This is a genomic window from Gammaproteobacteria bacterium (assembly GCA_013003425.1).
Lineage (GTDB): Bacteria > Pseudomonadota > Gammaproteobacteria > Steroidobacterales > JABDKV01 > JABDJB01.
On record JABDJB010000067.1, the window covers coordinates 65,317 to 87,296 of the forward strand.

Sequence of the window (21,980 nt, forward strand, 5' to 3'; positions counted from 1 at the left end):
AATCAGCCGCGGGTGATGCCCATCGCCAGCGCTTCGCCGCCGCCGATGCATAAAGAGGCGATTCCCTGGCCGGCATGGCGCTGCTGCATGGTGTGCGCCAGCGTGGTGATGATGCGCGCGCCGGTGGCGCCAATCGGGTGACCGAGCGCGCAGGCTCCGCCGTTGACATTGACGCGGTCTGCGCCGAGGCCAAGATCATGCATGGCTGACATCGTGACCACCGCAAACGCCTCATTGATTTCGTACATATCGATACTGCCGGGCGCCCAGTTCAGTTTTTCGTAAAGCGCCGCGATTGACTGCTGTGGGGCGGTAGTAAACCACTCGGGTGCCTGAGCGTGGTTGCAGTAGCCGGCGATAGTTGCCAGCGGCTGCAGTCCACGCTGGCGCGCGTTGTCGGCACTCATGATGACAAGGGCGGCGGCGCCGTCCGATATGGACGAGGAACTGGCCGCGGTTACGGTGCCGTCACTGCGAAACGCCGGGCGCAGCTCCGGTATCTTGCCGATGTCTGCACGGCCGGGCTCTTCGTCGGTGTCGACGATGGTGTCGCCGCGCCGCGAGCTCACCGTGACCGCGGCAATCTCGTTGCGGAAGGCGCCCGATTCGATGGCCTGACAGGCGCGTTTGACCGAGCGGGTAGCAAACTCGTCCTGCTGTTCGCGGCTGAATTTATAACGCTCGGCGGTGGCTTCGGCAAAGGTGCCCATCATTTCGCCGTCGTAAGGGTTTTGCAGGCCGTCATAAAACATATGGTCCAGCGCCTGCTGGTGCCCCATACGCATTCCGGCGCGTGCCTTTGGCAGCAGGTAGGGAGCAAGACTCATTGATTCCATCCCGCCGGCAACGACGATGTCAGCAGAACCTGCGCGAATCAGGTCGTGTGCCAGGGCAACTGCTTTCATCCCGGAGCCGCATACCTTGTTAATGGTGGTGCAGCCGATACTGTTTGGTAGCCCGGCGGCCAGCGCCGCCTGGCGCGCCGGCGCCTGACCGACACCGGCCGGAAGCACGCAACCCATGATGACCTCGCTCACTTCATCGGCCGTAACGTGGCACTGGTCCAGCGCCGCTTTTATGGCAGTTGCTCCAAGCCGGGGAGCCGGCACGGTCGACAGCGCGCCCTGAAACGCGCCGATTGGCGTGCGCTTTGCGCTGGCTATGACGATGGCGTCGTCGCTCATGGGTACTCCGTAGTTGCAGTCAGCGGTGAGCAGATGATGCTCTGATTTTGCTGCAGGTCAACCTTCACCGGGTAACTGGCGAAACAGCTCGCGGCCGATCAGCATGCGCCGGATCTCGCTGGTGCCGGCGCCAATCTCGTACAACTTCGCATCGCGCAACAATCGGCCGGTGGGGTACTCATTTATATAGCCGTTGCCACCGAGGCACTGAATTGCCTCAAGCGCCACCTGTACAGCCGACTGTGACGCCAGCAGCAAGACGGCCGCCGCGTCCTGGCGCGTCGGTTCGCCGCGATCGAACTGCTCGGCGGTGCGATAGGCAAATGCGCGCGCCGCCTGCAGCGCTGTATACATGTCGGCGAGCTTGCCCTGCATCATGCCAAAGCTGCCAATCGGCCGGCCGAACTGTTTGCGCTCCTGCACATACGGCAGCACGGAGTCCATGCAGGCCTGCATGATGCCGATCGGGCCGCCGGATAACACCAGCCGTTCGGAGTCCAGTCCTCGCATCAGGATGTAGACGCCGCGGTCAACATCGCCGAGCCGGTTGGCATCCGGAATCTCGCAGTTGTCGAATACCAGTTCGCAGGTGTTGGAGCCACGCATGCCCAGCTTGTCGAGCTTCTGTGCGGTGCTGAAGCCAGGCATGCCTTTTTCAACCAGGAACGCCGTCATCGCACGCGAACCGGCGTCTTTTGGCGCCGTGCGCATATACACCAGCACGACATCCGCTTCGGGGCCGTTGGTGATCCACATCTTTGTGCCGTTTGCTATCCACTTGTCACCGTGCCGCTCGGCGCGACAGCTCATTGACCCGACAACATCCGAGCCCGCGCCGGGCTCGGACATGGCCAGCGCGCCGACCTGTTCGCCCGAGACCAGCTTCGGTACAAAGCGGCGGCGCTGCTCTTCGCTGCCATTGAGATAAAGGTTATTCAGGCAAAGGTTGGAGTGCGCCCCATAGGAAAGCCCGACAGAGGCCGAACCGCGTGATATCTCTTCCATCGCGACGAGATGGGCAAGGTAACCCATGCTTGAACCGCCGTACGCCTCGTCAATGGTCAGCCCGAGCAAGCCCATGTCGCCCATGCGTTGCCACAGCGCCAGGGGAAACTCATTGTCCTCATCGATGCGCTGCGCTATCGGTGCGATTTCGGCATCTACAAACCGGCGCGTGGCCTCGCGCAGCATGTCGATGTCATCATTGATGCGGGTATTAAATGAAGCCAATGGCCCGCTCAGTGGTGACTTGGTTTGGGCGTGCGACCGGAAAGCCGGTCCTTGAAGCGCTTGGAGTAGGGCATCCGGATCCTGGCAATAGCCCGGATACGTTCTTCGGCCATACGGTCGGCGGCCTGCCATGTTGGGATGCCATCGCGTGCAGCGATATTGAAGATGTTCTCGACATTGTTGTAGATGGCACTGACGGCCTGGTAGGCGCGTTCACGGTTGTAGCCCTGCAGTTCCATCGCGACGTTTATCAGGCCGCCGGCATTGATCGCGTAGTCAGGTGCATACACGATGCCTTTTCGTTCCAGTTCGGTGCCTATTTCTTCGGACTGCAGCTGGTTGTTGGCGCTGCCGGCGACTATTTCGCAGCGCAGCCGTGGCAACGTGTCCTCATTTATTACCGACCCCAGCGCACACGGGACGAAGACATTGGCGTCGACGTCGTAGATTTCCTCCAGCGGGACTGCCTCGGCACCATGCTCCTGCACCATCTCGGTCACGCGGTCATCATTGATGTCACAGGTAAAGACTTTGGCGCCTTCCTTGGTAAGCATGCGGATGACATTGCCGCCAACGCTGCCCGCGCCCTGCACAGCGAAAGATTTACCGTCGATGCTCGACGAACCGAAACGCTTGTTCAGGCATGCCTTGATGCCCTGGACCGTGCCGAATGCGGTGAATGGCGATGGGTCACCACTGCCACCGTGCACCGGGTGCACGCCCACGACGCGGTCAGTTTCCTGGAACAGGTACTCCATGTCCTCGACCGTTGTGCCGACATCTTCAGCGGTGATATAGCGGCCGCCGAGTGAGCCGATGAAACGACCAAGGGCGCGAAACAGAGCTTCACTCTTGTCTTTTTTCGGGTCGCCGATAAGGACCGCCTTGCCGCCACCAAGGTTCAGCCCGGAAACGGCCGCCTTGTAGGTCATGCCGCGTGACAGGCGCAGCACATCTGTCAGTGCGTCGGATTCGCTGGCGTAGGGCCACATGCGCAGTCCGCCGAGGGCAGGACCAAGGTAGGTATTGTGAATCGCAACGATGGCTTTCAGTCCGGTTTCTGAATGATTGAAAAAGACCACCTGTTCGTGGCCGTGATCCGCCATCGATTCGAAAACATCCATTCCTGCCTCCATTGTATTTGTCAGTTTTGCACAGCCCTGCGGGCGGCGGATGCGGGTGCCGCCGATGCCAGCCCGGGATGCCTGGACTCTGCCGCCGGTTGTGCGGCGCCGGGATTATAGCCCGGATAAGGTCTTGCCGCTGTCGTATACTGCTACGCATCATTTGCTCGCCGCGGGGACGCGGCGGCAGCGCTACGCAACGCTATAATCAGCTATTAAATGACTACTCCGGCAGCCAAAATCGCGCAACAGGCCGACACGCGGCGCAGCCCGCTGCGTTTTGTGACGGCTGCTTCCCTGTTCGACGGGCATGATGCGGCTATCAACATAATTCGCCGCCTTATTCAGGCCCAGGGGGCCGAGGTTATCCATCTCGGCCACAACCGCAGCGTTGCCGATATCGTCAATGCCGCGTTGCAGGAAGACGCCGATGCAATTGCCTGCAGCTCGTACCAGGGCGGGCACAACGAGTATTTCCGTTACATGGTGGACATGCTGCGGGAGCGCGGTGCCGAACATGTGCGCGTTATTGTCGGTGGTGGGGGCACCATCGCTCCGCAGGAAATTGAAGCACTGCAGCAGTACGGCGTCGAACGTATCTATTCGCCGGAAGACGGATTACGGCTGGGCCTGACCGGCATGATCGCCGACGTGTTTCAGCGTGTGCAGGCCTGGCCACGACCGCAGCCCGCTGCGAAGCCGGGCGCAGACCACTCCAACCACGTCGAGATCGGCGCGTTGCTGACCGCGCTGGAGGAGTGCCGCGATAATGCGCAGCTCGAGCAGTGGCGCAAGACATGGGCTGGCGCCGAAAACATGGCGCCGGTTATCGGCATTACCGGTACAGGCGGCGCCGGCAAGAGCAGTCTGACGGACGAGCTCTTGTCGCGTTTCCTGCGGCAGTATCCGCAGCTGCACATCGCAGTGGTGGCAATGGACCCGACCAGGCGGCGCAGCGGCGGGGCCCTGCTGGGAGACCGTATCCGCATGAACAGCCTGGCCAGCGAACGCATCTACATGCGCTCACTGGCTACCCGGCGCGCGCACCTGGCCACCAGTGCGGTGCTGGCTGACTCCGTTGCCTGCCTGCGCCAGAGCGGCTTTGGCCTGGTCATCGTCGAGACTGCCGGTATCGGCCAGAGTGACAGCGAAATTGTCGATCTGGTGGACCTGTCGGTGTACGTGATGACCAGCGAGTACGGCGCGGCCAGCCAGCTCGAAAAAATCGAGATGCTCGATTTTGCCGATATCGTGGTGCTGAACAAGTACGAGAAGCGTGGCGCCGAGGATGCGTTGCGCGATATTCGCAAGCAGTGGAAGCGCAATCACACGTCGTTCGATACACCGGATGACGAAGTGCCGGTGTATCCGACAATCGCCAGCCAGTTCAATGACGCCGGCGTGAACCTGCTGTTCAATGCAGTTTGCCGGTCGCTGGATCAGGGTGATGGTGAATGGCGCAACAGTATTGACGAAGAGCGTGAGGTGAGCCCGAGGCAGGCCATCATCCCGCCGCAGCGTACCCGCTACCTTGCAGAAATTGCGCAGTCGGCACGGCAGCTGGAAGCTGACATCGCTACGCGCTGCAGCGCCGCCAGCCTGGCCCAGGCCTGTTATCGCGCGCTCGGGTTGCTCGACGATGAGCACCGGCCGGAAGCCTTCGATAATTATCCCGAAACCGCCCTCGCAGATGCGGACGACAGCGTGCTGGCGTTGCGTCGCAGTTATAACGAGTCACTGGCGGCAACAGGCGCAGAGGGGCTTGCCCTGCTGCGTGAGTGGCCGCAACGAAAAGAAGGCGTGCGATCGCAGCAGTACTCATACCTGGTCCGCGGGCGCGAGATAACCGGCGAAAACTACAGCGAGACGCTCAGTGGCAACCAGGTTCCCAAGATAGCGGCACCAGATTATTCCGACTGGGGCGACCTGCTGCGCTTTCTTGCGAAGGAAAACCTTCCCGGCGGTTTTCCGTACACCGCCGGCGTGTACCCGTACCGGCGCGAGCAGGAAGACCCGACCCGGCAGTTTGCTGGCGAAGGAACGCCGGAACGCACCAATCGGCGCTTTCATTACCTGTCGGCGGGGCATGAATCGACCCGCCTGTCGACCGCTTTCGACTCGGCCACGCTATATGGCGAGGATCCGGACCCGCGCCCGGATATTTACGGGCGCATCGGCAATTCCGGCGTATCGATCGCTACGCTCGACGACATGAAGAAGCTCTACTCGGGTTTCGACCTGTGTCACCCCAATACTTCAGTGTCGATGACGATCAACGGGCCGGCACCAATGCTGCTGGCGATGTTTCTCAACACTGCCGTGGATCAGCAGGTCGAGCGGCACCTGCGCGAGACGGGACGTTGGGATGCCGCCGAGCAAGCCATTGACGGGCTGTACCGCGATGAAACACGCCCGCGTTATTCGGGCGGGCTGCCGGAGGGCCACGATGGTTTCGGTCTGGGGCTGCTCGGTGTGAGTGGCGACCAGGTGGTGGATGCAGACACCTACGCCCGAATCAGGGCAGAAACGCTTAACGCTGTCCGCGGGACGGTGCAGGCCGACATACTCAAGGAAGACCAGGCGCAGAACACCTGCATATTCTCCACTGAGTTCGCATTGCGCATGATGGGTGATGTGCAGCAGTATTTTATCGACAATGCCGTGCGCAACTTCTACAGCGTGTCAATCAGCGGATATCACATCGCTGAGGCCGGCGCTAACCCGATTACCCAGCTGGCATTTACCCTTGCCAATGGATTTACCATTGTTGAGTACTATCTCAGCCGCGGTATGGCGATAGACGATTTTGCGCCAAACCTGAGTTTCTTTTTCAGCAACGGCATGGATCCCGAGTATGCGGTAATCGGCCGCGTTGCAAGACGCATCTGGGCGCGCGCCCTGCGGGATATCTACGGCGGTGGCCGGCGCAGCCAGATGCTCAAGTACCACATCCAGACTTCAGGCCGCAGCCTGCACGCGCAGGAGATACAGTTCAACGATATTCGCACTACGCTGCAGGCGCTGTACGCCCTGTTCGACAATTGCAACAGCCTGCACACGAACGCTTACGACGAGGCGATAACAACACCCACCGAGGAGTCGGTACGTCGCGCCGTCGCGATCCAGCTGATCATCAACAAAGAGCTGGGGTTGAACAAAAACCAGAACCCGTGGCAGGGCTCGTTTGCTGTCGAGCAGCTGACCGACCTGGTCGAGGAAGCTGTATATGGCGAGTTCGAACGCCTGTCCGAGCGTGGCGGTGTGCTCGGTGCAATGGAAAGTATGTACCAGCGCGGTCGTATCCAGGAAGAAAGCCTGTACTACGAGACCCGCAAGCACGACGGCCGGCTGCCCATAGTTGGGGTAAATACGTTCCTCGGCGACGATGACGCCGATGACCTCGGCTCAGCCGAATTAATCCGGTCGACCGAAGATGAAAAACAGCAGCAGGTGAACAACACGGTTGCCTTCAGACAGCGCGGCGCGGGACCGGCCAGCGAGGCATTGCTTGCCCTGCAGCAGGCGGCCGCGGCCGGCGACAACGTATTCGGCCAGCTGATGGAAGCGGTAAAGTATTGTTCGCTGGGGCGTATTTCTCATGCGCTGTACAACGTCGGAGGCCGCTACCGTCGTAACATGTAGCAGCCCGGTTCCCGGGCGCAGTGTAAATTCCCGTATGCGGCGACCAAACTGATAAATTCGCCGTACTTGTTAAAGTCAGAATATTCGTTGGGCAGGAAACGGTTTTATGCAGGGATATAGTCCGTCACCACTTCGCCTGGTGCTGGGAGGTGTGGCGCTGCTGCTGACCACCGCCCTGGCTCACGGCCAGGTTCGCGTCGTCAATTCAGTCATCAGCGAGGAAGTACAGACCTCGCAGACCAGCATCCGGGCACAGGCGCAGATAGACCGTTTGTCCGATCAGACGGCCGAGCTACTCGGAGAATACCGCGCCGTCCTGCAGCAGCTCGACCGGGTGGAAATATATAACCAGCATCTCGGGGAAGTTGTTGACGACCAGGAAAGCTCCAAGGCCGACGTGACGCAGAAGCTGGAGAACTACCAGCGTACCAAGCAGGAAATCGTCCCGCTGATGAATCGCATGATCGATACGCTGGACAAGTTTGTCGAGCTTGACCTGCCGTTTCATCTGTACGAGCGTCGCGAAAGAGTTCAGCGGTTGCGCGACAACATGGGCAGCGCGGAAATTACTATTTCTGAGAAATTCCGCCAGCTCATGGATGCGTACCAGATCGAGATGGATTTTGGTCGTGATATCGACGCCTACACCGGCTGGCTGGAGGTCAACGGTCCGCGTCGCGAAGTAAATTTTCTGCGGGTCGGACGGCTGGTGCTCGCTTACCAGACCCAGGACCGCAACGAAACCGGGTTTTTCAATCCGGTGACCCGTGCATGGGAGACGCTGCCGGACCAATACCGCAACCATGTTGCCGACGGATTGCGTATAGCAAGAAAGCAGGCGGCGCCGGACCTGCTGAAACTGCCGGTACAGGCACCCGAGGTGGCGCAATGAGCAGGCTGGTAATCACCCTGGCTGCCTTGCTGGCCGTCGCGCCGGCCATGGCGCAAAGCTCGCTGCAGGAGTTGCTTGAGCAGGTGCAGCAAAGTCGCGAGCAGGTCAGTGCGGAGGTCGAAGCCCGTCTGCGCCAGTTCCGCCAGCAGCGTGATCAGCAGCAGGCGCTGCTGCGTGATGTGCAGGCTCAGCTCTCGGCTGCCAATGGGCGCAGCGACGAATTGACTGCCCGTTTCGATGCCAACGAGCTCGAACTGGAGCAAATGGAGAATACCCTGCGTGTCCAGACCGGCGACATGGGAGAGTTGTTTGGCGTGGTGCGGCAGTATGCCGGTGACGCGACCGGCGCCCTGAACAGCTCACTGGTGTCAGCGCAACTCGGTGAGCGCATCGGACTGTTGCGGCGTCTGTCCGCGGCAAAAAACGTCCCCTCGCCGGAAGACCTCAATGATTTCCATTTGTTGATGCTCCAGGAAATGGCGCAGTCCGGCAAAGTGGTACGTTTCGACACCACAATCGTTAATGCTGCGGGCGAGCCTACCGCGGCGGATGTGGTGCGCGTCGGGACATTCAACCTGATCTCGGGTGACAAGTTCCTGCGCTATGAGACAAGCACCGATTCCATACAGGAACTCGCGCGACAGCCGGCTGCCCGTTATCGCAAGGATGCGGCGAACCTGTACCAGGCAGACATGCCGGTTACGGCAATGGCTGTAGACCCTACTGCCGGTGCGTTGCTTGGGCTGCTGATTCAGGCGCCCGGGCCGCGCGAGCGGATCGCGCAGGGTGGTCCGGTCGGTTACATCATTATTGTCCTGGGTACCCTTGGCCTGCTTATCGGGGTGTACCGGCTTGTTTACCTCGGTGGCGCCGGCGCCCGTATAAAACGCCAGCTCGATGCTGAGCAGCCAAATGAAAACAATGCGCTTGGTCGTATTCTCGGCGTTTATAACAGTCACAAGCGCACCAGCGCCGAAACGCTGGAGCTGAAGCTCGACGAGGCGATCATGAAAGAAACGCCAAAACTCGAGAAATGGCAGACGGCGCTGAAAGTTATTGCCGCAGTTGCACCGTTGCTCGGCCTGCTTGGTACGGTGGTCGGAATGATCCAGACGTTCCAGTCGATTACCTTGTTCGGTACCGGCGATCCAAAGCTTATGGCTGATGGCATTTCCAAGGCGCTGGTCACGACCATGCTGGGGTTGCTCGTTGCCATACCTATGGTGCTACTGCACAGCCTGGTGGCCAGCCGCAGTAAAAACCTTATCGAGATACTGGAAGAGCAGAGCGCCGGAATAATTGCCGAACAGGCGGAGAAGGAAGCGTGAGCCTGTTTATTGACGCATTCACCTCGATTCGTGATTTTTTCGAGGCTGGTGGTGACGTCCTGTGGGGAATTCTCGCCGTCACCATTATCATGTGGACGCTGATTATCGAGCGCGCCTGGTTTTTCCTTCTTGACCTGCCGCGACGTATCCATGCGGTAGACCAGCAGTGGCACGGCCGGTCAGACCAGCAGTCATGGTCGGCACGGCGTATTCGCGACGCGATGATCTCCCGCGTTGCAATCGATGTTAACCGGCACCTGTTGCTGATGAAGGCGCTGATGGCGGTTTTGCCGCTCCTCGGCCTGCTGGGTACGGTAACCGGCATGATAAGAGTGTTTGACGTGATGGCGGTCATGGGTACCGGAAATGCGCGGGCGATGGCCGGTGGCGTGTCCCAGGCGACCATACCGACCATGGCCGGGCTGGTTGCCGCGCTTTCGGGTCTTTATTTTGTGACGCTACTCGACCGCAAGGCCAGCACCAGCGTCGAGCGGCTGGAAGACCTGCTGTCGCATTGACGGGATCGAATCATGCGCCGTAACAAGCAACGTGTCGACGATCAGGCCGAAATAAACATCACGCCGATGCTCGATATCGTATTTATCATGCTGATCTTTTTCATCGTCACTACGTCTTTCGTAAAAGAAATCGCTGTCGACGTAAGTCGACCGTCCAGCGAGCCGCCAAAAGAGCAGAAATTGTCGGAAGTCATTGCGATACGAATATCGGGAAGCGGGCAGATCTCGGTACAGGAACGCGTCATCGACATTCGTGCGGTACGCGCGAATATTGAAACTGCCCTGGCAGCGCGGCCCGATGCCAGTGTTGTGGTGATCGCCAGCCGGGAAGCTGATGCCGGCCTGCTGGTAAGGGTAATCGATCAGGCGCGTGTGGCGGGTGCGGCCAAGGTATCGCTGGCGGCGGAGGCCACCTGAGATGGCAAGGAAGCACGCGACACACGAGGAAGAGACGGAGATAAACATTACTCCAATGCTCGATATTGTTTTTATCATGTTGATCTTTTTTATCGTCAGTACGTCGTTTATCAAGGAAACAGGTATTGAGGTGTTGCGTCCGCAGGCGCAGACGGCGCAAAAGAAGGACCGCGGCAACATCCTGATAGCAATTTCCGACACCGGCCAGATATGGATGCACAAGAAGCGCGTCGATCTGACCGAGGTTCGCGGCATGGTTGAATCAGCACGAAAGGAAACGCCCGAAAGCAGCGCAATCATTGTTGCCGATGTCGAAGCGCAGACCGGCCTGCTGATCGACCTGATGGATCAGGTGCGACTCGGTGGCGTCGGCAATATCTCTGTCGCCGCGCAGGAAGTGAATTGATGCCAGGGCAGCATTCGAAACCCGCACTGCTGATGGTCGTTGCCTGATGAAAACCGCCGCATCACTGCTCTCAGGTGTGGTCTGTGCTGTTGCATTGTTTGTCGTCATGCACGAGCTGATTGACGATTCGCCGCAGTTTATTGACCCGATAGTCGAGGTGTTCGATTTGCCACTGGATCGGGCGCCAGATAAGCGGCCGGCACCACAGCAAGACGATAAGGACCCGGCCGGACCCAGCCAGCTGGTGCGGGCTCCCGGGCTTTGCTCGCCGACCGATGCTGCCCGGTTGCAGGAGGTCGCCTGCCCGGATCTGAAGCGGCCATGAATCGGTTCCCAACTGTGGTGGCAATTGCCCTCGGTGCGGCGGTGATGCTCATCGCCAATCCTGCGCCAGCCCGGGACACCGCCGGCAATCCGGGGTCGCAGCAGACCATCGGTGAGCGAGCCTACAAGCGCCTGGAACAGGCACATACCGCGCTCGGCGAGAAAAAGTACTCCGAGGCCCTGGCAAGGCTGCAGCAAATGGAGGAGCTGGACCTGAACGATTACGAACGCGCGCTGGTATACCAGACCTACGGCTTCCTCGGGGTAGAGCAAGGTCAGTATGGCAGCGCTATCGAGTACTTCGAGCGTTGCCTGTCGCTCGAGGCACTACCGGATACTGCGCAGCAGGGCATGCTTTACTCGCTGGCGGGGCTGTACTCTGCCGAAGGCAGGCAGCAGATGACCATCGACACCCTGATGCGCTGGTTGCCAAACGAGCCCGCACCATCGCCGGATGCCTACATCATGCTGGCAGCCGCGCATGCCGAACTGGGGCAATATCCCGCTGCGCTGCCGTGGGTGGAGAAGGCAGTCGCCGGAGCGCGGCAACCAAAGGAAAGCTGGTTCCAGCTTCTGGTGGCGGTTTATTTCGAGACGCGGGATTACTCCGGGGCGGCAACGGCGCTGCGCCAAATGATTGCCCTGTGGCCGGACAAGCCTGGCTACTGGGAAAACCTTTCTGGTGCCTATCAGCAGCTCGGTTCCGACGTCGAGGCTGTGGCAACGATGAAACTCGCCTGGCGTCGCGATTTACTGAAAACCGAAAGCAAGTTGCTGAACCTGGCGCGCATGATGATGTATGTCGAAGATCCTTACCAGGCCGGAAGCCTGCTCGACGCAGAAATGCAGCGCGGCAGGGTTGCGCGCAATCGGCAGAATCTCGAGTTATTGCTCCGCGCCTGGACCGGCGCGAAGGAATTCGATAACGCGATAAGCGTCATTGATCAGCTTGCTCCGATGACCGGCGATGGTGAGTATTACCTGCGGAAGGCGCAGCTCTATGCCGAGCGCGCCAACTGGGAGCTGGTCGTGCCGGCAGCCGAGCAGGCAATCGCGCGTGGCGGGTTGCGAAAAGCCGGCGCACCATGGATTCTCAAGGGGATGGCCGAAGCAGAGCTAGGCCGTTTCAAAGACGCAATTGATTCGCTCACAGAGGCGAAAAAATACGGGGACAATTTTCGGCGCCAGGCTGAAGGCTGGCTGCAATTTGTCAATGACCGTATGCAGGTAGCCGCCCGGGCGTGAGCGGCCAGTAACTCACCGGGCTGTGGCCCGCGGGGCCGCAGACAGCCGGAAGTCCAGATCGGGTTCGTCCAGTGCTGACAGTATTCGGGTGCGCGCAAGCTCGCGTACACGGGTTATTTCTTCGCGGTCCGGCGTGGCCGGGTTGATCGGGATAGCAGGATGAACAACCAGTTGGATACTGCCGCGACGTGGCAGCAGCTTGTCCGCCGGCAGAATATGACGCGATCCAAGCAGCGTGACTGGCACGATCGCCCGGTGGTTGCGTACCGCTGCGGAAAAAGCGCCGGAATAGAATTGCCCGAGGCCTGGTTCCTGACGGAAAGTGCCTTCGGGAAAAGCGGCCAGCGCCTGACCTTCGCCGGCGATGCGAATTATGCGGCGTGCATCCGCCGCGCCGCGCCGAAAATCGAAGCGCTCGACAAATTGCGTTCCAAGGCGTCGCAGCAGGAGCCCGGCAACAGGAAACGCCCGCATCTCCCGTTTGACGAGAAAACTGAATTGGGCGGGCAGGGCAGCAGTGAGGATAATGCCATCGAGGTAGCTCGCATGATTGGAGACGACGACCACCGGCTCGTTGTGCTCCAGCGTGTCACCACTGACCTGCAGCCCGATTCCCGTAAGGCGAAACAGATTACGTGCGCTGCCGCGTGCTATCGCCCGGCGGCGGGCAAGACCGGGCACAACCAGTATCGCAGTTGTAGTCATAACCACCGTAATCACCAGCAGCGACCAGGCGTAAATGCCGTAGCAGGCGCGCCAGATCTGCCTCATCGGCTCACCGTCCTGGCACCGTCAACGGTGTGACGTGGGTCTCGTTTTTCACCGCGATAATTCAATTGTCAAACCATTAATGTGAACCAGTTCTCCTTTATGTTAATTGCATCATTCTTTTTGTGACAGCGATCACGGCTCATTTCAGGGGTGGAAAGCATACTCCGGCGCATGATCATTCCCGGGCCGAGCAGGCATCCGGCGCCAACGGGGCGCCATTGCGGGCTCGCAACGGGAGCGGCAGAAAAGCGGACGGGGTTGGCACTGATCCCGCCTGATGAGGTCTGAATAATCGTGAGCGTGGCAATGTCGAACCCCAATGGAAAAACTGATCTGGACACCTCGGAATCCGAGGCGACGATCGATAACTTCCTCGATGCGATCTGGATGGAGCGAGGTCTGTCCAAGAATACACTTGCTGCATATCGGGCCGACTTGATGGCACTGACCCGGTGGCTGGCCGAGCGCAAGACCCTGGCGGTCGACGGCAGCAAGGCAGACCTGCTCGCCTTTATCGCGTCGCGGGTCCAGGCTGGCGCCCGGCCGCGCTCCACGGCGCGGCAGCTTTCCAGTTTCCGGCGGTTTTACCGCTGGCTGTTGCGCGAAGGGAAAATCAGCGACGACCCGACGGCGCAGATACAGATGCCAAAGATTGGCCGCACGCTGCCGAAATCACTCTCGGAAAAAGAAGTCGAGTCGCTGCTTGCAGCGCCCGATGTCGTCGACCCGCTTGGTTTTCGCGACCGGACCATGCTGGAAGTGCTTTATGCAACCGGCCTGCGCGTATCCGAGCTGATTACGTTACAGATCAGCCAGATCAACCTGAACCAGGGCGTGCTGCGTATCGTCGGTAAGGGTGATCGTGAGCGGCTTATTCCGCTCGGCGAAGTGTGCCAGGACTGGATCCAGAGATTCATCGCCGGTGCACGTGGCGAAATACTGCTGGAGCGCCAGACGGACTTTCTGTTTCCGACCCGGCGTGGTGACAAGATGACGCGTCAGGCGTTCTGGCACATCATCAAGCGTTATGCAGCAAAAGCCAAAATAGACAAGGAGCTGTCGCCTCACACATTGCGGCACGCCTTTGCCACACACCTGCTCAATCATGGCGCCGACCTGCGCGTGGTGCAGATGCTGCTTGGTCACAGCGATTTATCGACCACGCAGATCTACACTCACGTCGCCCGCGAGCGTCTCAAGGACCTGCACTCCCGGCATCACCCGCGCGGCTGAAACGCTGCAGTCGACGAAAATTCACATCCCGCAGCGGGTCGGCAGCCTTGAAATCGGGGTTTGGCTATCTGCTACAATGCCGCTCCCCTGAACCAACGTCCGGGGTCGCTGTCGAAAACGCTGACCCCCAAAACTGCAGGTTTTTTTAATATGTTCAAAAGAATAGCCATAACTGCGGCCATGCTGTTTGGCGCCAGCGCCTCGTACGCGTCCACCGTCTGTGACGCGGAAGTTATCCGTGCCCGCCTGCCGGGGGTCGACCCGTCTAGCGTGGCCAGCACGCCTCTGGACGGGGTTTGCGAGATCGCTATCGGCCCGCAGATTGTCTACGTCAGCCCGGATGCCAACTACCTGCTGCGCGGCGACATAATCGAGATCGTTTCCAACGTGAATCTCACCGACAAGCGCCGCGCCAGTGCGCGGGCCCGGGTGCTCGACGGTATCGACAAGAAAGAGATGATCGTGTTTGCGCCGGAAGAGGTTAAACACACTATCACCGTGTTCACCGATATCGATTGCGGCTACTGCCGCAAGCTGCACCAGGAGATGACGGCGCTCAATGACAATGGAATCGCGGTGCAATACCTGTTCTTTCCGCGTAGCGGACCAAATACCCGTTCGTGGGAAAAGGCCCAGGAAGTCTGGTGCTCTGACGATCGCAATGACGCCCTGACGCGCGCCAAGCGTGGCGAGGATCTCGACACGGCCGCCTGCGAGAAGGCGCCGGTGATGGACCAGTACCAGATGGGCCAGATGGTGGGCCTGCGCGGAACACCGGCAATCGTCACTGAAAGTGGTGAACTTATTTCCGGTTACCTGCCCGCAGAGGCTCTGCTGGCGCGTCTGGAGTCCCTGAAGCCACAGACCGTGGCAGCTGAATGACGCGACCGGATTGACCGGTCAATCGACGGCCCCCGAGCGGGGCCGTTTTTATATTGCCGACTACAACAGCCCGGCGGCAGCCAGCCAGCCGAGCGCGAACAGCGAGCCGAGGGACAACGGGCCCCAGCGGCGCAGGCCTGCCAGCAGCAGGACTTCGCAGGCATAAATCAGGATGACCGCCTTTATCAGGCCGATGGCAACTTCGTTGCCACTGAATATCTCGCCGGGCAGGATGCCAATTGCCAGCACGATGAATACCAGCAGGTAATCGGTTGGCGTGGTCCTGAATTCGATGCGACGCGAATAACGAATTGTCAGTCCAACAGCCAGCGCCAGCAGTCCATAGAAAGCCAGCTCGGCGCGCCGCATCGTCTCACCTTCGAGTGTGGGGTAAGTGGCAAGCAGATAGGTCAGGAAAACCACGGTGATATAGATGATGCCGCGCATGATGACGGAGTTCTCGCGGCGGCCAACCAGCAGTTCGGTCAGCAGGACAAAAAACAGCACGGCGGAAATGATCGCAAAATCGCGCGGTACTTCGCTGACAGTCATCGCGCCGCCTGCCATGAAAAGCGGCACCGCAGCGAGCACCAGCATCAGCGGCAGCCGTCGTAATGCAGAGGACTCCCGAAACGCGCCAAGCGCCGCTGAAAACGGTGCAGCGATGCTACCGCCGCCGGCCCGCCAGTCACGCCGCTCACCAGTCATGAGCAGCACGAATACCGTACCGCACACGGCAAGGTAAAACGCGATCAGCACCCAGTCCGCGGCATAGCGCAGCAAAATACCGCTGGCTACCAGCAGTGTCTGCACCGAGTAAATGATCACCACGGTTTCGTAATGGGCAAAACCACGATCCATCAGGCGATGGTGGATATGATTACGGGTCGCACGAAACCAGTTCATGCCACCCTTAATGCGCAGGAACAAAACCGCGATGATGTCCACGACGGGCAACCCGATGAGCAGCAGCACGACCGCAGGGCTCACGGCGGTGTTGACCCGCTGGGTAAGCAGGATCGCCAGGAAGCCTATGGTGAAGCCGAGAAACTGGCTGCCGCTGTCGCCCATGAATACCCGCGCCGGATGCGTGTTGAAGCGCAGGAAACCGAACAGGCCGCCAATCGTGACCATCGCGACCGCAGTTGCATACTCGTTGCCGCTGCCCAGCGAGGAGACGTAAACGATTGCTATCAGGCTCAGCAGGGCTTCACCGCTGGCCAGCCCGTCCAGCCCGTCCGAGTGATTCATCGCGTTTATCACGCCAATCATGGCGATCACGGTGAAGGGTTTGCCAATCGCTGCCGGGATCGGGTCGTCCATAAACGGGAAGCGCGAAACCCACAGGTCACCAAAATAGACCACGGCGATGACCGCGATGCCCTGGCCGATAAACTTGACGTAGTGGCCCAGTTCCCGCGCATCGTCGGCGGCACCGAATACCAGCAGCACGGCTGAACCGAACAGGAAGGAGCGCAGCAGGTCATCGGCCGGCAGCCAGAACATCAGTGGCAGCAACGCGCCAACCACGATGCCGATGCCGCCAACGCGTGACACCGGCGTTTCGTGAACCTTGCGTCCGCTGGGCAGATCGATCATCCCGAGCCAGGGAGCCGCCCGCATCATCAACGGGATCACCGCCATGCTGATGACAGCCGCGCTGATCAGCAATATAAGGGTGATGTCCATGCCGTGGGGCCCGACTAGTCGGGCACGTACTCGGTAAGCTGCGCGACGGCCCGACCGGCAACGTCGACGAGGCGCTCGTCGGCAGAAGACCAGTCAGGATCACTGGGGTTCACCGTGGTGACAAATCGCACCAGCGCACCGTCAGAACGCCGCCTGGTGAGCGCATCCCAGAACAGGTACCACTTAACCAGGTACTCGCTGGTCAGCTCACGGTCGCGTTGCTTGAAGTAGTAATACACCAGCTGTTTGTCGCGACCCTTCTCGATCTGCAGCCGGTTGACCTCCAGCATACGATCGCTGTCGGCGACAGGAATCTCGACGCGCGACAGGCTGGTAATTTCCCAGCCGCCGCCGGGAATGCACGAGCGTGGTGAATGCGCTGCGTTGCCCTTGGTGCGCTGCTGTTCGTAGTAAGCAGCATAGAATTGCACCGCAATGGGGTCGCCAGGGCGGGTCAGGTTGACCATTTTGTAGTCGGTAAAGTCGAGCGTCTCGATGTATTGCTGCTCCATCGTCTGCTCGGTGCCGCGCCACTCGCCCAGCGTCATCGGAAAGCTGGCAAAGTCTTCACGTTCCGGGAAGATCTGCGGCCGCTGCGTGATCATGTTGAAACTGATCAGCGCAGCCACCAGCAGTACGATCGACACGGTAAAGGGTTTTGGCAGCGAGCGTGGTGCGGTAACGGCATCTTTTGGTGTGGGCTCGGGAAAATCGACTCCAAAGACTTCGCGGAAAGACTTGTTCTCGCCGCCGATCTTGTTCAGCAGCCAGATTTCGGCCAGCAGGATGCCGACACAGGCCATGAAGATGATCCAGCCCTCGAAAAAGTGCAGAAAGCCCTCGGCCTGTTCGATGCCGAAATGCTCCACCAGCACGCCAATGATGCCGATGCGAAAACTGTTCATCAGGATGGTGATAGGAATGCTGGACAGGAACAGCACCACCCGTTTCCACATCTCGCCCTTGTAAAGGTACGCCGCGAGAAAAGCGAAGCTGGCCAGCGGGAACAGGTAGCGCAGCCCGCTGCAGGCTTCGACCACCTGCAGCTGGTAGATGCCGAGGTCGATGACGTTGCCTTCGAGGAACACGGTGATGCCGAACAGCCGGATGACGGCAACGCCCAGCTCGGAGGAAATCAGCTGCAGCTTGCCCGACAGGTTGTTGTACAAGAATTGTGGCAGCGGGATCATGAAGCTGAGGTAAATCAGCGGGATCAGCAGCCAGATGAAGCCGCGGTTGCCAAACAGCGTCCAGCAAAGGCCAGCGAGCGTGAACACAAAAGCGTACTGAACAACGATATACAACGTGGCCAGCTCGCCCAGAACCAGCAGCAGCAGGCCCGCGGCAACTACCGCGAGGCCCAGCCACGAGCCACGGTAAGGTTCCCGTTCAAAGTTGTTTTTCATCTGCCAGGCAAGGAACAGGCTGATTGCGGGTATGAGGATGCCGTGGCTGTATTCCTGCCGGTTGGGATCAATCCAGACCTCGTACAGGTTAAGCAGGCCTTCCCAGAACAGTCCGCCAAGCAGCGCCGCAGTAATACCGATGGCGCCCCACGTCAGCGGCGTGTTCTTCAGTATCGGCTGGGCTGCAGTTGTGCTTTGGTTCGTCATCGAAAAATCCAACGTTACGCGGTGAATACCGGCCGGGAATATTATTAGTCTTTCGCCCGCAGGGAATGCAGGTGATCGACTAATTTACGTCATCGCCGGCCAGGCGTGCAATGCACCATAATAGTTACCGCCGCATTATGGTGTCAGCGTTCCAGATACTTGAGTTTTTCCCGGACTTCATCCCATTCCGCCGCATCGGCCGGAGCCTCTTTCAGCTCGGTAATCACCGGCCACTCGCGGGATAATTCGGCGTTAAGTTCGAGAAACTTCTCCTGTCCTTCGGGTAGTTCGTCTTCCGAATAAATGGCCTCGACCGGGCATTCCGGTTCGCACAGCGTGCAGTCGATGCACTCTTCGGGATCTATTACGAGGAAATTCGGCCCTTCATGAAAGCAGTCGACCGGGCAGACCTCTACACAGTCGGTGTACTTGCACTTGATGCAGGATTCGGTGACGACAAAGGTCATGCATGCTCCTCGGGATGGATCAGTATTTTATCCGTTCTACTGCCGTAATGTGCACTTCTTCGCTGCCGGCGGCCCGGTCTGCCAGGAATTTTTCCAGCGCGAAGCGCACGCTGGGGAAGGCAATCAGCGGCCAGGGCACTTCAGCTGCGTCGTAAAGCGCGCTTTCCAGCGTCTCGTCGCCGGCGCCGAACCTGCCATCGGTCAGTTCAGCGCGAAACATCACATGGACCTGGCTGGCGTGCGGCACGTTTACTATTGCCAGCAGCGACCCCAGTTTGACCGACGCCATTGCCTCTTCGTGGGTTTCACGCATCGCTGCCTGTTCGAGAGTTTCGCGGTTCTCCAGGAACCCGGCGGGGATCGTCCAGTAACCGCTGCGTGGTTCGATGGCGCGCTTGCACAACAGAATACGGTCCTGCCACACCGGTACGCAGCCCACCACGAGGTTCGGGTTCTGGTAGTGAATGGTGCCGCAGCCGTCGCATATGAACCGCGGCAGGTTGTCACCCGGCGGAATCTTCAGCGAGACCGGTTCACCACAGTGGCTGCAGAATTTCATCGTTCGCATACGCCAGGAAAGATTGGTGCCGGGAGAGAGACTCGAACTCTCACTCTGTTGCCAGAACCGGATTTTGAATCCGGCGCGTCTACCAGTTCCGCCACCCCGGCACGGCTCGCCATTCTAGATCATCCGGGGTGTCGCATGCACCGCCGAACAGTACGGCGTGTTTTCGACTCAGCCGCGCCCGGCCTGGGCCTGGCGTTGGGTCCCGCCAGCCGCCACGCCGCAAGACACAGGACGCCGCAGGCGATCCGCGCCCGCACATCCGGCCAGTGGCGCCCCTCGGCGGCTGGTGTTTATCGCAGGTAATGCGACCTTTTTGGTGGCTGCGGCGTCTATACCCTCGATGGCGAGTTTTCTGGCATGTCAGGTCACCCCCGAGCAGGTGGCGGCCGCCCGCAGGGGTGAGCGTAAGGCGCAGGAAGCGCTGTATCGCGAGTATTCACCGGCGGTGTTTACCCTGGCGATGCGAATTGTCAGCCATCGTGAAGCCGCGGAGGAGGTGCTGCAGGACACCTTTATAGAGGTGTTGTCGAAACTGGACGGTTTTCGCGGGCAGGCACCACTGGGCGCCTGGATCCGCCGTATCGCAGTAAACAAGGCTCTGATGTTCCTGCGCTCAGGCTGGCGCCGTTATGCCCGACCGCTGGAAGCGGTTGCCGAGCCGGGTGCCGCCGGCGACAGCGGCGATGAGCACGGGCTGGGCGATGCGCTTGCACAACTTTCGCCGACCGCACGTGCGGTGGTCTGGCTGCACGACGTGGAGGGTTATACCCACAAGGAAATCGGCGAAATGATGAAAAAGAGCCAGAGCTTTTCCAAGTCGCAGCTGTCCCGGGCACACCGGCGGCTGCGTGAACTGATCGACGAGGACACAGGTGATATCTCATGCATGCGAGCACTGAACAACTGCTGATCATCCGCGATAGCGGGCTGGTCGATGCTGCTACCAGGCAGCATGTGGAGCAGTGCGCCGAGTGTGATAAGCAATTGCAGCAGCTGCGCGGAATGCGCTCGGCCCTGCAGCAGTTGCCGGGCTTTGCGCCGCCAGCGGGCGTCTGGCAGCGTGTGGAAACGGCGCTGGAACGACCGCAGTCGCGTAATCGCTGGCTTCCGGCTGCAGCGGTTGCCGCCGTATCGATTCTCGCGGTGGCCGTCTGGCAGCGATTCGAGTCGCCACCGCCGGCCCCGCAAACCGTTGCGGCTGTTACCGATGCCGTGCCACAGGAGCAGCTTGCAGTTGGCGCGCCGCAACTGCCGGAGCTGGTGTCACGGTCGCGTCAGCTCGAGCAGCTGCTGCGTGAACTGGACAACGAGACGCCGCGGGTGATGAACGCCGATACCGCCGGTGCAATTGCCGGGCTGCAGGACGGCATTGCCTATATCGATTACGGCCTGAGCCATGAAGATCGGCTGAGCCGCGCGCAGTCGGAACAGTTGTGGCGCCAGCGTGTGGATTTGATGAATACCCTGGTGCAGGTGCGTGGTGCGCAATTGCAACAGGCTACTTTTGAGAGGAGATAAGCATGAAGAGACTACTGACCGGCCTGTTGGCCTGTCTGCCACTGGCGGCGTATGCCCAGGACGATGGTGCCGACGAGCGTATGCGTGACGCCGAGCGCCGGCTGGAGCAGGCGGCCGAGGAGATTGCCGAGGCCAGCGCGGAGCTGGCAGGCGACTCGATGCGCCACGTGTTCAAGACCATTCGTCACGGCGAAGGGCGGGCAATGCTGGGTATCAATATCGGCAAGATCAGGATCGAGCGTGAGGACGGCTCGCGTGAGGAGCACGGCTTTATCGGTGACGGTGTCGAGATCTATGGCGTCACGCCGGGTGGCCCGGCGGACGCTGCAGGACTCGAGTCGGGCGACATCATCCTCGCGCTGAACGGACAGTCGCTGGCCGGGCACGACCTGCCACCGGAGCGTCGCCTGGTTGAACTGATGGCCGGCGTCGAGCCGGGTGACAGCGTCAGCCTGAGCTATCGACGCGGCAAACGTGAACGCACTGCCGACGTTGTTACTACCGAATTTGAACCAATGGCATTTGCCTTTGGCGGCCCGGGCGAGGATTTCGAATTTAATTTTGATGGTGACGAGTTGCCCGAATTCATGCGGCGGCTACCGGGCATGATGCATCTCGGTCACAAAGGTGTGTGGCGCGGTCTCGAGCTCCTGCCGCTGACAGAAAAGCTCGGCAGCTATTTCGGTACCGACAGCGGCATGCTGGTGGTGCGCGCGCCGCAGCATGAGGCAATTCCACTGGAAGAGGGCGATGTTATCAAGCAAATTGCCGGCGCCACGCCCAAGTCACCACCCGATGCCATGCGGCTGTTACGCTTCTACGAGCCGGGCGACCAGGTCGTCATGGAAGTGTTACGGCAAAAACGAAATCGCACGTTCAAGATAACCATTCCGGACAAGACCACGAACTGACCACGGCCGGGAAACCGG

General features: G+C 60.0%; 21 protein-coding genes and 1 tRNA gene. 13 read left to right on the forward strand and 9 right to left on the reverse strand.

Annotated elements, in window-relative coordinates:
• Positions 1-2: 2 nt before the first annotated feature.
• From HKN06_09870 to HKN06_09880, 3 genes are read right to left on the reverse strand one after another with little or no spacing between them, the layout of a single operon-like run.
• Positions 3-1,184: an acetyl-CoA C-acyltransferase gene (locus HKN06_09870; protein NNF61619.1), complete on the reverse strand. Its 1,182-nt coding sequence runs from the start codon at positions 1,182-1,184 to the stop codon at positions 3-5.
• 57 nt (positions 1,185-1,241) lie between these two features.
• Positions 1,242-2,375: an isovaleryl-CoA dehydrogenase gene (locus HKN06_09875; GenBank protein ID NNF61620.1), complete on the reverse strand. Its 1,134-nt coding sequence runs from the start codon at positions 2,373-2,375 to the stop codon at positions 1,242-1,244.
• Positions 2,376-2,422: 47 nt separating this feature from the next.
• Complete coding sequence (locus tag HKN06_09880; protein NNF61621.1) at positions 2,423-3,538, reverse strand: Glu/Leu/Phe/Val dehydrogenase; 1,116 nt, start codon at positions 3,536-3,538, stop codon at positions 2,423-2,425.
• A 219-nt stretch (positions 3,539-3,757) separates the two neighbouring features.
• Here HKN06_09880 and HKN06_09885 point away from each other — a divergent pair, with 219 nt between their 5' ends.
• From HKN06_09885 to HKN06_09920, 8 genes are all read left to right on the forward strand, one after another.
• Positions 3,758-7,180, forward strand: a complete 3,423-nt coding sequence (locus HKN06_09885; protein ID NNF61622.1) for a methylmalonyl-CoA mutase family protein — start codon at positions 3,758-3,760, stop codon at positions 7,178-7,180.
• A 106-nt stretch (positions 7,181-7,286) separates the two neighbouring features.
• Positions 7,287-8,072: a DUF3450 domain-containing protein gene (locus HKN06_09890; GenBank protein NNF61623.1), complete on the forward strand. Its 786-nt coding sequence runs from the start codon at positions 7,287-7,289 to the stop codon at positions 8,070-8,072.
• A complete protein-coding gene (locus HKN06_09895; GenBank protein ID NNF61624.1) occupies positions 8,069-9,400 on the forward strand; it encodes a MotA/TolQ/ExbB proton channel family protein in 1,332 nt (443 codons plus the stop codon). The genes HKN06_09890 and HKN06_09895 overlap by 4 nt, the downstream gene beginning before the upstream one ends.
• Before the next feature lie 89 nt (positions 9,401-9,489).
• Positions 9,490-9,918, forward strand: coding sequence for a MotA/TolQ/ExbB proton channel family protein (locus HKN06_09900; protein ID NNF61625.1), 429 nt, complete (start codon positions 9,490-9,492; stop codon positions 9,916-9,918).
• Between the two features lie 12 nt (positions 9,919-9,930).
• Positions 9,931-10,335, forward strand: a complete 405-nt coding sequence (locus tag HKN06_09905; protein ID NNF61626.1) for a biopolymer transporter ExbD — start codon at positions 9,931-9,933, stop codon at positions 10,333-10,335.
• A gap of 1 nt (position 10,336) precedes the next feature.
• Positions 10,337-10,741: a biopolymer transporter ExbD gene (locus HKN06_09910; GenBank protein NNF61627.1), complete on the forward strand. Its 405-nt coding sequence runs from the start codon at positions 10,337-10,339 to the stop codon at positions 10,739-10,741.
• A 46-nt stretch (positions 10,742-10,787) separates the two neighbouring features.
• A complete protein-coding gene (locus HKN06_09915; GenBank protein ID NNF61628.1) occupies positions 10,788-11,066 on the forward strand; it encodes a hypothetical protein in 279 nt (92 codons plus the stop codon).
• A complete protein-coding gene (locus HKN06_09920) occupies positions 11,063-12,310 on the forward strand; it encodes a hypothetical protein (protein ID NNF61629.1) in 1,248 nt (415 codons plus the stop codon). Before HKN06_09915 ends, HKN06_09920 begins: the two co-directional genes overlap by 4 nt.
• Positions 12,311-12,322: 12 nt before the next feature.
• Here HKN06_09920 and HKN06_09925 read toward each other — a convergent pair whose 3' ends face one another.
• On the reverse strand, positions 12,323-13,081 hold the full coding sequence (locus tag HKN06_09925) for a 1-acyl-sn-glycerol-3-phosphate acyltransferase (protein NNF61630.1): 759 nt from the start codon (positions 13,079-13,081) through the stop codon (positions 12,323-12,325).
• Positions 13,082-13,387: 306 nt separating this feature from the next.
• Here HKN06_09925 and xerD point away from each other — a divergent pair, with 306 nt between their 5' ends.
• Together xerD and HKN06_09935 are read left to right on the forward strand one after the other, a co-directional pair.
• The gene (xerD, locus tag HKN06_09930) at positions 13,388-14,314 is read left to right on the forward strand and encodes a site-specific tyrosine recombinase XerD (protein NNF61631.1); all 927 of its coding nucleotides are present in this window, start codon (positions 13,388-13,390) and stop codon (positions 14,312-14,314) included.
• 150 nt (positions 14,315-14,464) lie between these two features.
• A complete protein-coding gene (locus tag HKN06_09935; GenBank protein ID NNF61632.1) occupies positions 14,465-15,196 on the forward strand; it encodes a DsbC family protein in 732 nt (243 codons plus the stop codon).
• Positions 15,197-15,256: 60 nt separating this feature from the next.
• Here HKN06_09935 and HKN06_09940 read toward each other — a convergent pair whose 3' ends face one another.
• From HKN06_09940 to HKN06_09960, 5 genes are all read right to left on the reverse strand, one after another.
• Positions 15,257-16,885 (reverse strand): undecaprenyl/decaprenyl-phosphate alpha-N-acetylglucosaminyl 1-phosphate transferase, encoded by a 1,629-nt coding sequence (locus HKN06_09940; protein NNF61633.1) that lies wholly within the window; start codon positions 16,883-16,885, stop codon positions 15,257-15,259.
• A gap of 14 nt (positions 16,886-16,899) precedes the next feature.
• Positions 16,900-18,498, reverse strand: a complete 1,599-nt coding sequence (gene xrtD, locus HKN06_09945) for a VPLPA-CTERM-specific exosortase XrtD (protein NNF61634.1) — start codon at positions 18,496-18,498, stop codon at positions 16,900-16,902.
• A 143-nt stretch (positions 18,499-18,641) separates the two neighbouring features.
• Positions 18,642-18,965: a ferredoxin family protein gene (locus tag HKN06_09950; protein NNF61635.1), complete on the reverse strand. Its 324-nt coding sequence runs from the start codon at positions 18,963-18,965 to the stop codon at positions 18,642-18,644.
• Positions 18,966-18,984: 19 nt separating this feature from the next.
• Positions 18,985-19,524 (reverse strand): NUDIX hydrolase, encoded by a 540-nt coding sequence (locus tag HKN06_09955; protein ID NNF61636.1) that lies wholly within the window; start codon positions 19,522-19,524, stop codon positions 18,985-18,987.
• 23 nt (positions 19,525-19,547) lie between these two features.
• Positions 19,548-19,634, reverse strand: a tRNA-Leu gene (locus HKN06_09960).
• A 239-nt stretch (positions 19,635-19,873) separates the two neighbouring features.
• Between HKN06_09960 and HKN06_09965 the strand changes: the two genes are divergently transcribed.
• From HKN06_09965 to HKN06_09975, 3 genes are read left to right on the forward strand one after another with little or no spacing between them, the layout of a single operon-like run.
• Positions 19,874-20,443: a sigma-70 family RNA polymerase sigma factor gene (locus HKN06_09965; GenBank protein NNF61637.1), complete on the forward strand. Its 570-nt coding sequence runs from the start codon at positions 19,874-19,876 to the stop codon at positions 20,441-20,443.
• A complete protein-coding gene (locus tag HKN06_09970; protein NNF61638.1) occupies positions 20,416-21,051 on the forward strand; it encodes a hypothetical protein in 636 nt (211 codons plus the stop codon). Before HKN06_09965 ends, HKN06_09970 begins: the two co-directional genes overlap by 28 nt.
• Positions 21,052-21,053: 2 nt before the next feature.
• Entirely contained in the window at positions 21,054-21,962 is a 909-nt protein-coding gene (locus HKN06_09975) for a PDZ domain-containing protein (protein ID NNF61639.1), read from the forward strand.
• The last annotated feature ends 18 nt before the right edge of the window (positions 21,963-21,980 follow it).

Bases quoted from the DNA above. Each gene is read 5' to 3' on its own strand.
- HKN06_09870 (NNF61619.1), bottom strand. From the start codon at position 1,184: ATGAGCGACGACGCCATCGTCATAGCCAGCGCAAAGCGCACGCCAATC.
- HKN06_09900 (NNF61625.1), top strand. From the start codon at position 9,490: ATGTGGACGCTGATTATCGAGCGCGCCTGGTTTTTCCTTCTTGACCTG.
- xrtD (NNF61634.1), bottom strand. From the start codon at position 18,498: ATGACGAACCAAAGCACAACTGCAGCCCAGCCGATACTGAAGAACACG.
- HKN06_09895 (NNF61624.1), top strand. From the start codon at position 8,069: ATGAGCAGGCTGGTAATCACCCTGGCTGCCTTGCTGGCCGTCGCGCCG.
- HKN06_09915 (NNF61628.1), top strand. From the start codon at position 10,788: ATGAAAACCGCCGCATCACTGCTCTCAGGTGTGGTCTGTGCTGTTGCA.
- HKN06_09880 (NNF61621.1), bottom strand. From the start codon at position 3,538: ATGGATGTTTTCGAATCGATGGCGGATCACGGCCACGAACAGGTGGTC.
- HKN06_09905 (NNF61626.1), top strand. From the start codon at position 9,931: ATGCGCCGTAACAAGCAACGTGTCGACGATCAGGCCGAAATAAACATC.
- HKN06_09940 (NNF61633.1), bottom strand. From the start codon at position 16,885: ATGGACATCACCCTTATATTGCTGATCAGCGCGGCTGTCATCAGCATG.
- HKN06_09910 (NNF61627.1), top strand. From the start codon at position 10,337: ATGGCAAGGAAGCACGCGACACACGAGGAAGAGACGGAGATAAACATT.
- HKN06_09970 (NNF61638.1), top strand. From the start codon at position 20,416: ATGCATGCGAGCACTGAACAACTGCTGATCATCCGCGATAGCGGGCTG.
- HKN06_09965 (NNF61637.1), top strand. From the start codon at position 19,874: ATGGCGAGTTTTCTGGCATGTCAGGTCACCCCCGAGCAGGTGGCGGCC.
- HKN06_09950 (NNF61635.1), bottom strand. From the start codon at position 18,965: ATGACCTTTGTCGTCACCGAATCCTGCATCAAGTGCAAGTACACCGAC.
- HKN06_09885 (NNF61622.1), top strand. From the start codon at position 3,758: ATGACTACTCCGGCAGCCAAAATCGCGCAACAGGCCGACACGCGGCGC.
- HKN06_09925 (NNF61630.1), bottom strand. From the start codon at position 13,081: ATGAGGCAGATCTGGCGCGCCTGCTACGGCATTTACGCCTGGTCGCTG.
- HKN06_09875 (NNF61620.1), bottom strand. From the start codon at position 2,375: ATGCTGCGCGAGGCCACGCGCCGGTTTGTAGATGCCGAAATCGCACCG.
- HKN06_09935 (NNF61632.1), top strand. From the start codon at position 14,465: ATGTTCAAAAGAATAGCCATAACTGCGGCCATGCTGTTTGGCGCCAGC.
- HKN06_09890 (NNF61623.1), top strand. From the start codon at position 7,287: ATGCAGGGATATAGTCCGTCACCACTTCGCCTGGTGCTGGGAGGTGTG.
- xerD (NNF61631.1), top strand. From the start codon at position 13,388: ATGTCGAACCCCAATGGAAAAACTGATCTGGACACCTCGGAATCCGAG.
- HKN06_09920 (NNF61629.1), top strand. From the start codon at position 11,063: ATGAATCGGTTCCCAACTGTGGTGGCAATTGCCCTCGGTGCGGCGGTG.
- HKN06_09955 (NNF61636.1), bottom strand. From the start codon at position 19,524: ATGAAATTCTGCAGCCACTGTGGTGAACCGGTCTCGCTGAAGATTCCG.
- HKN06_09975 (NNF61639.1), top strand. From the start codon at position 21,054: ATGAAGAGACTACTGACCGGCCTGTTGGCCTGTCTGCCACTGGCGGCG.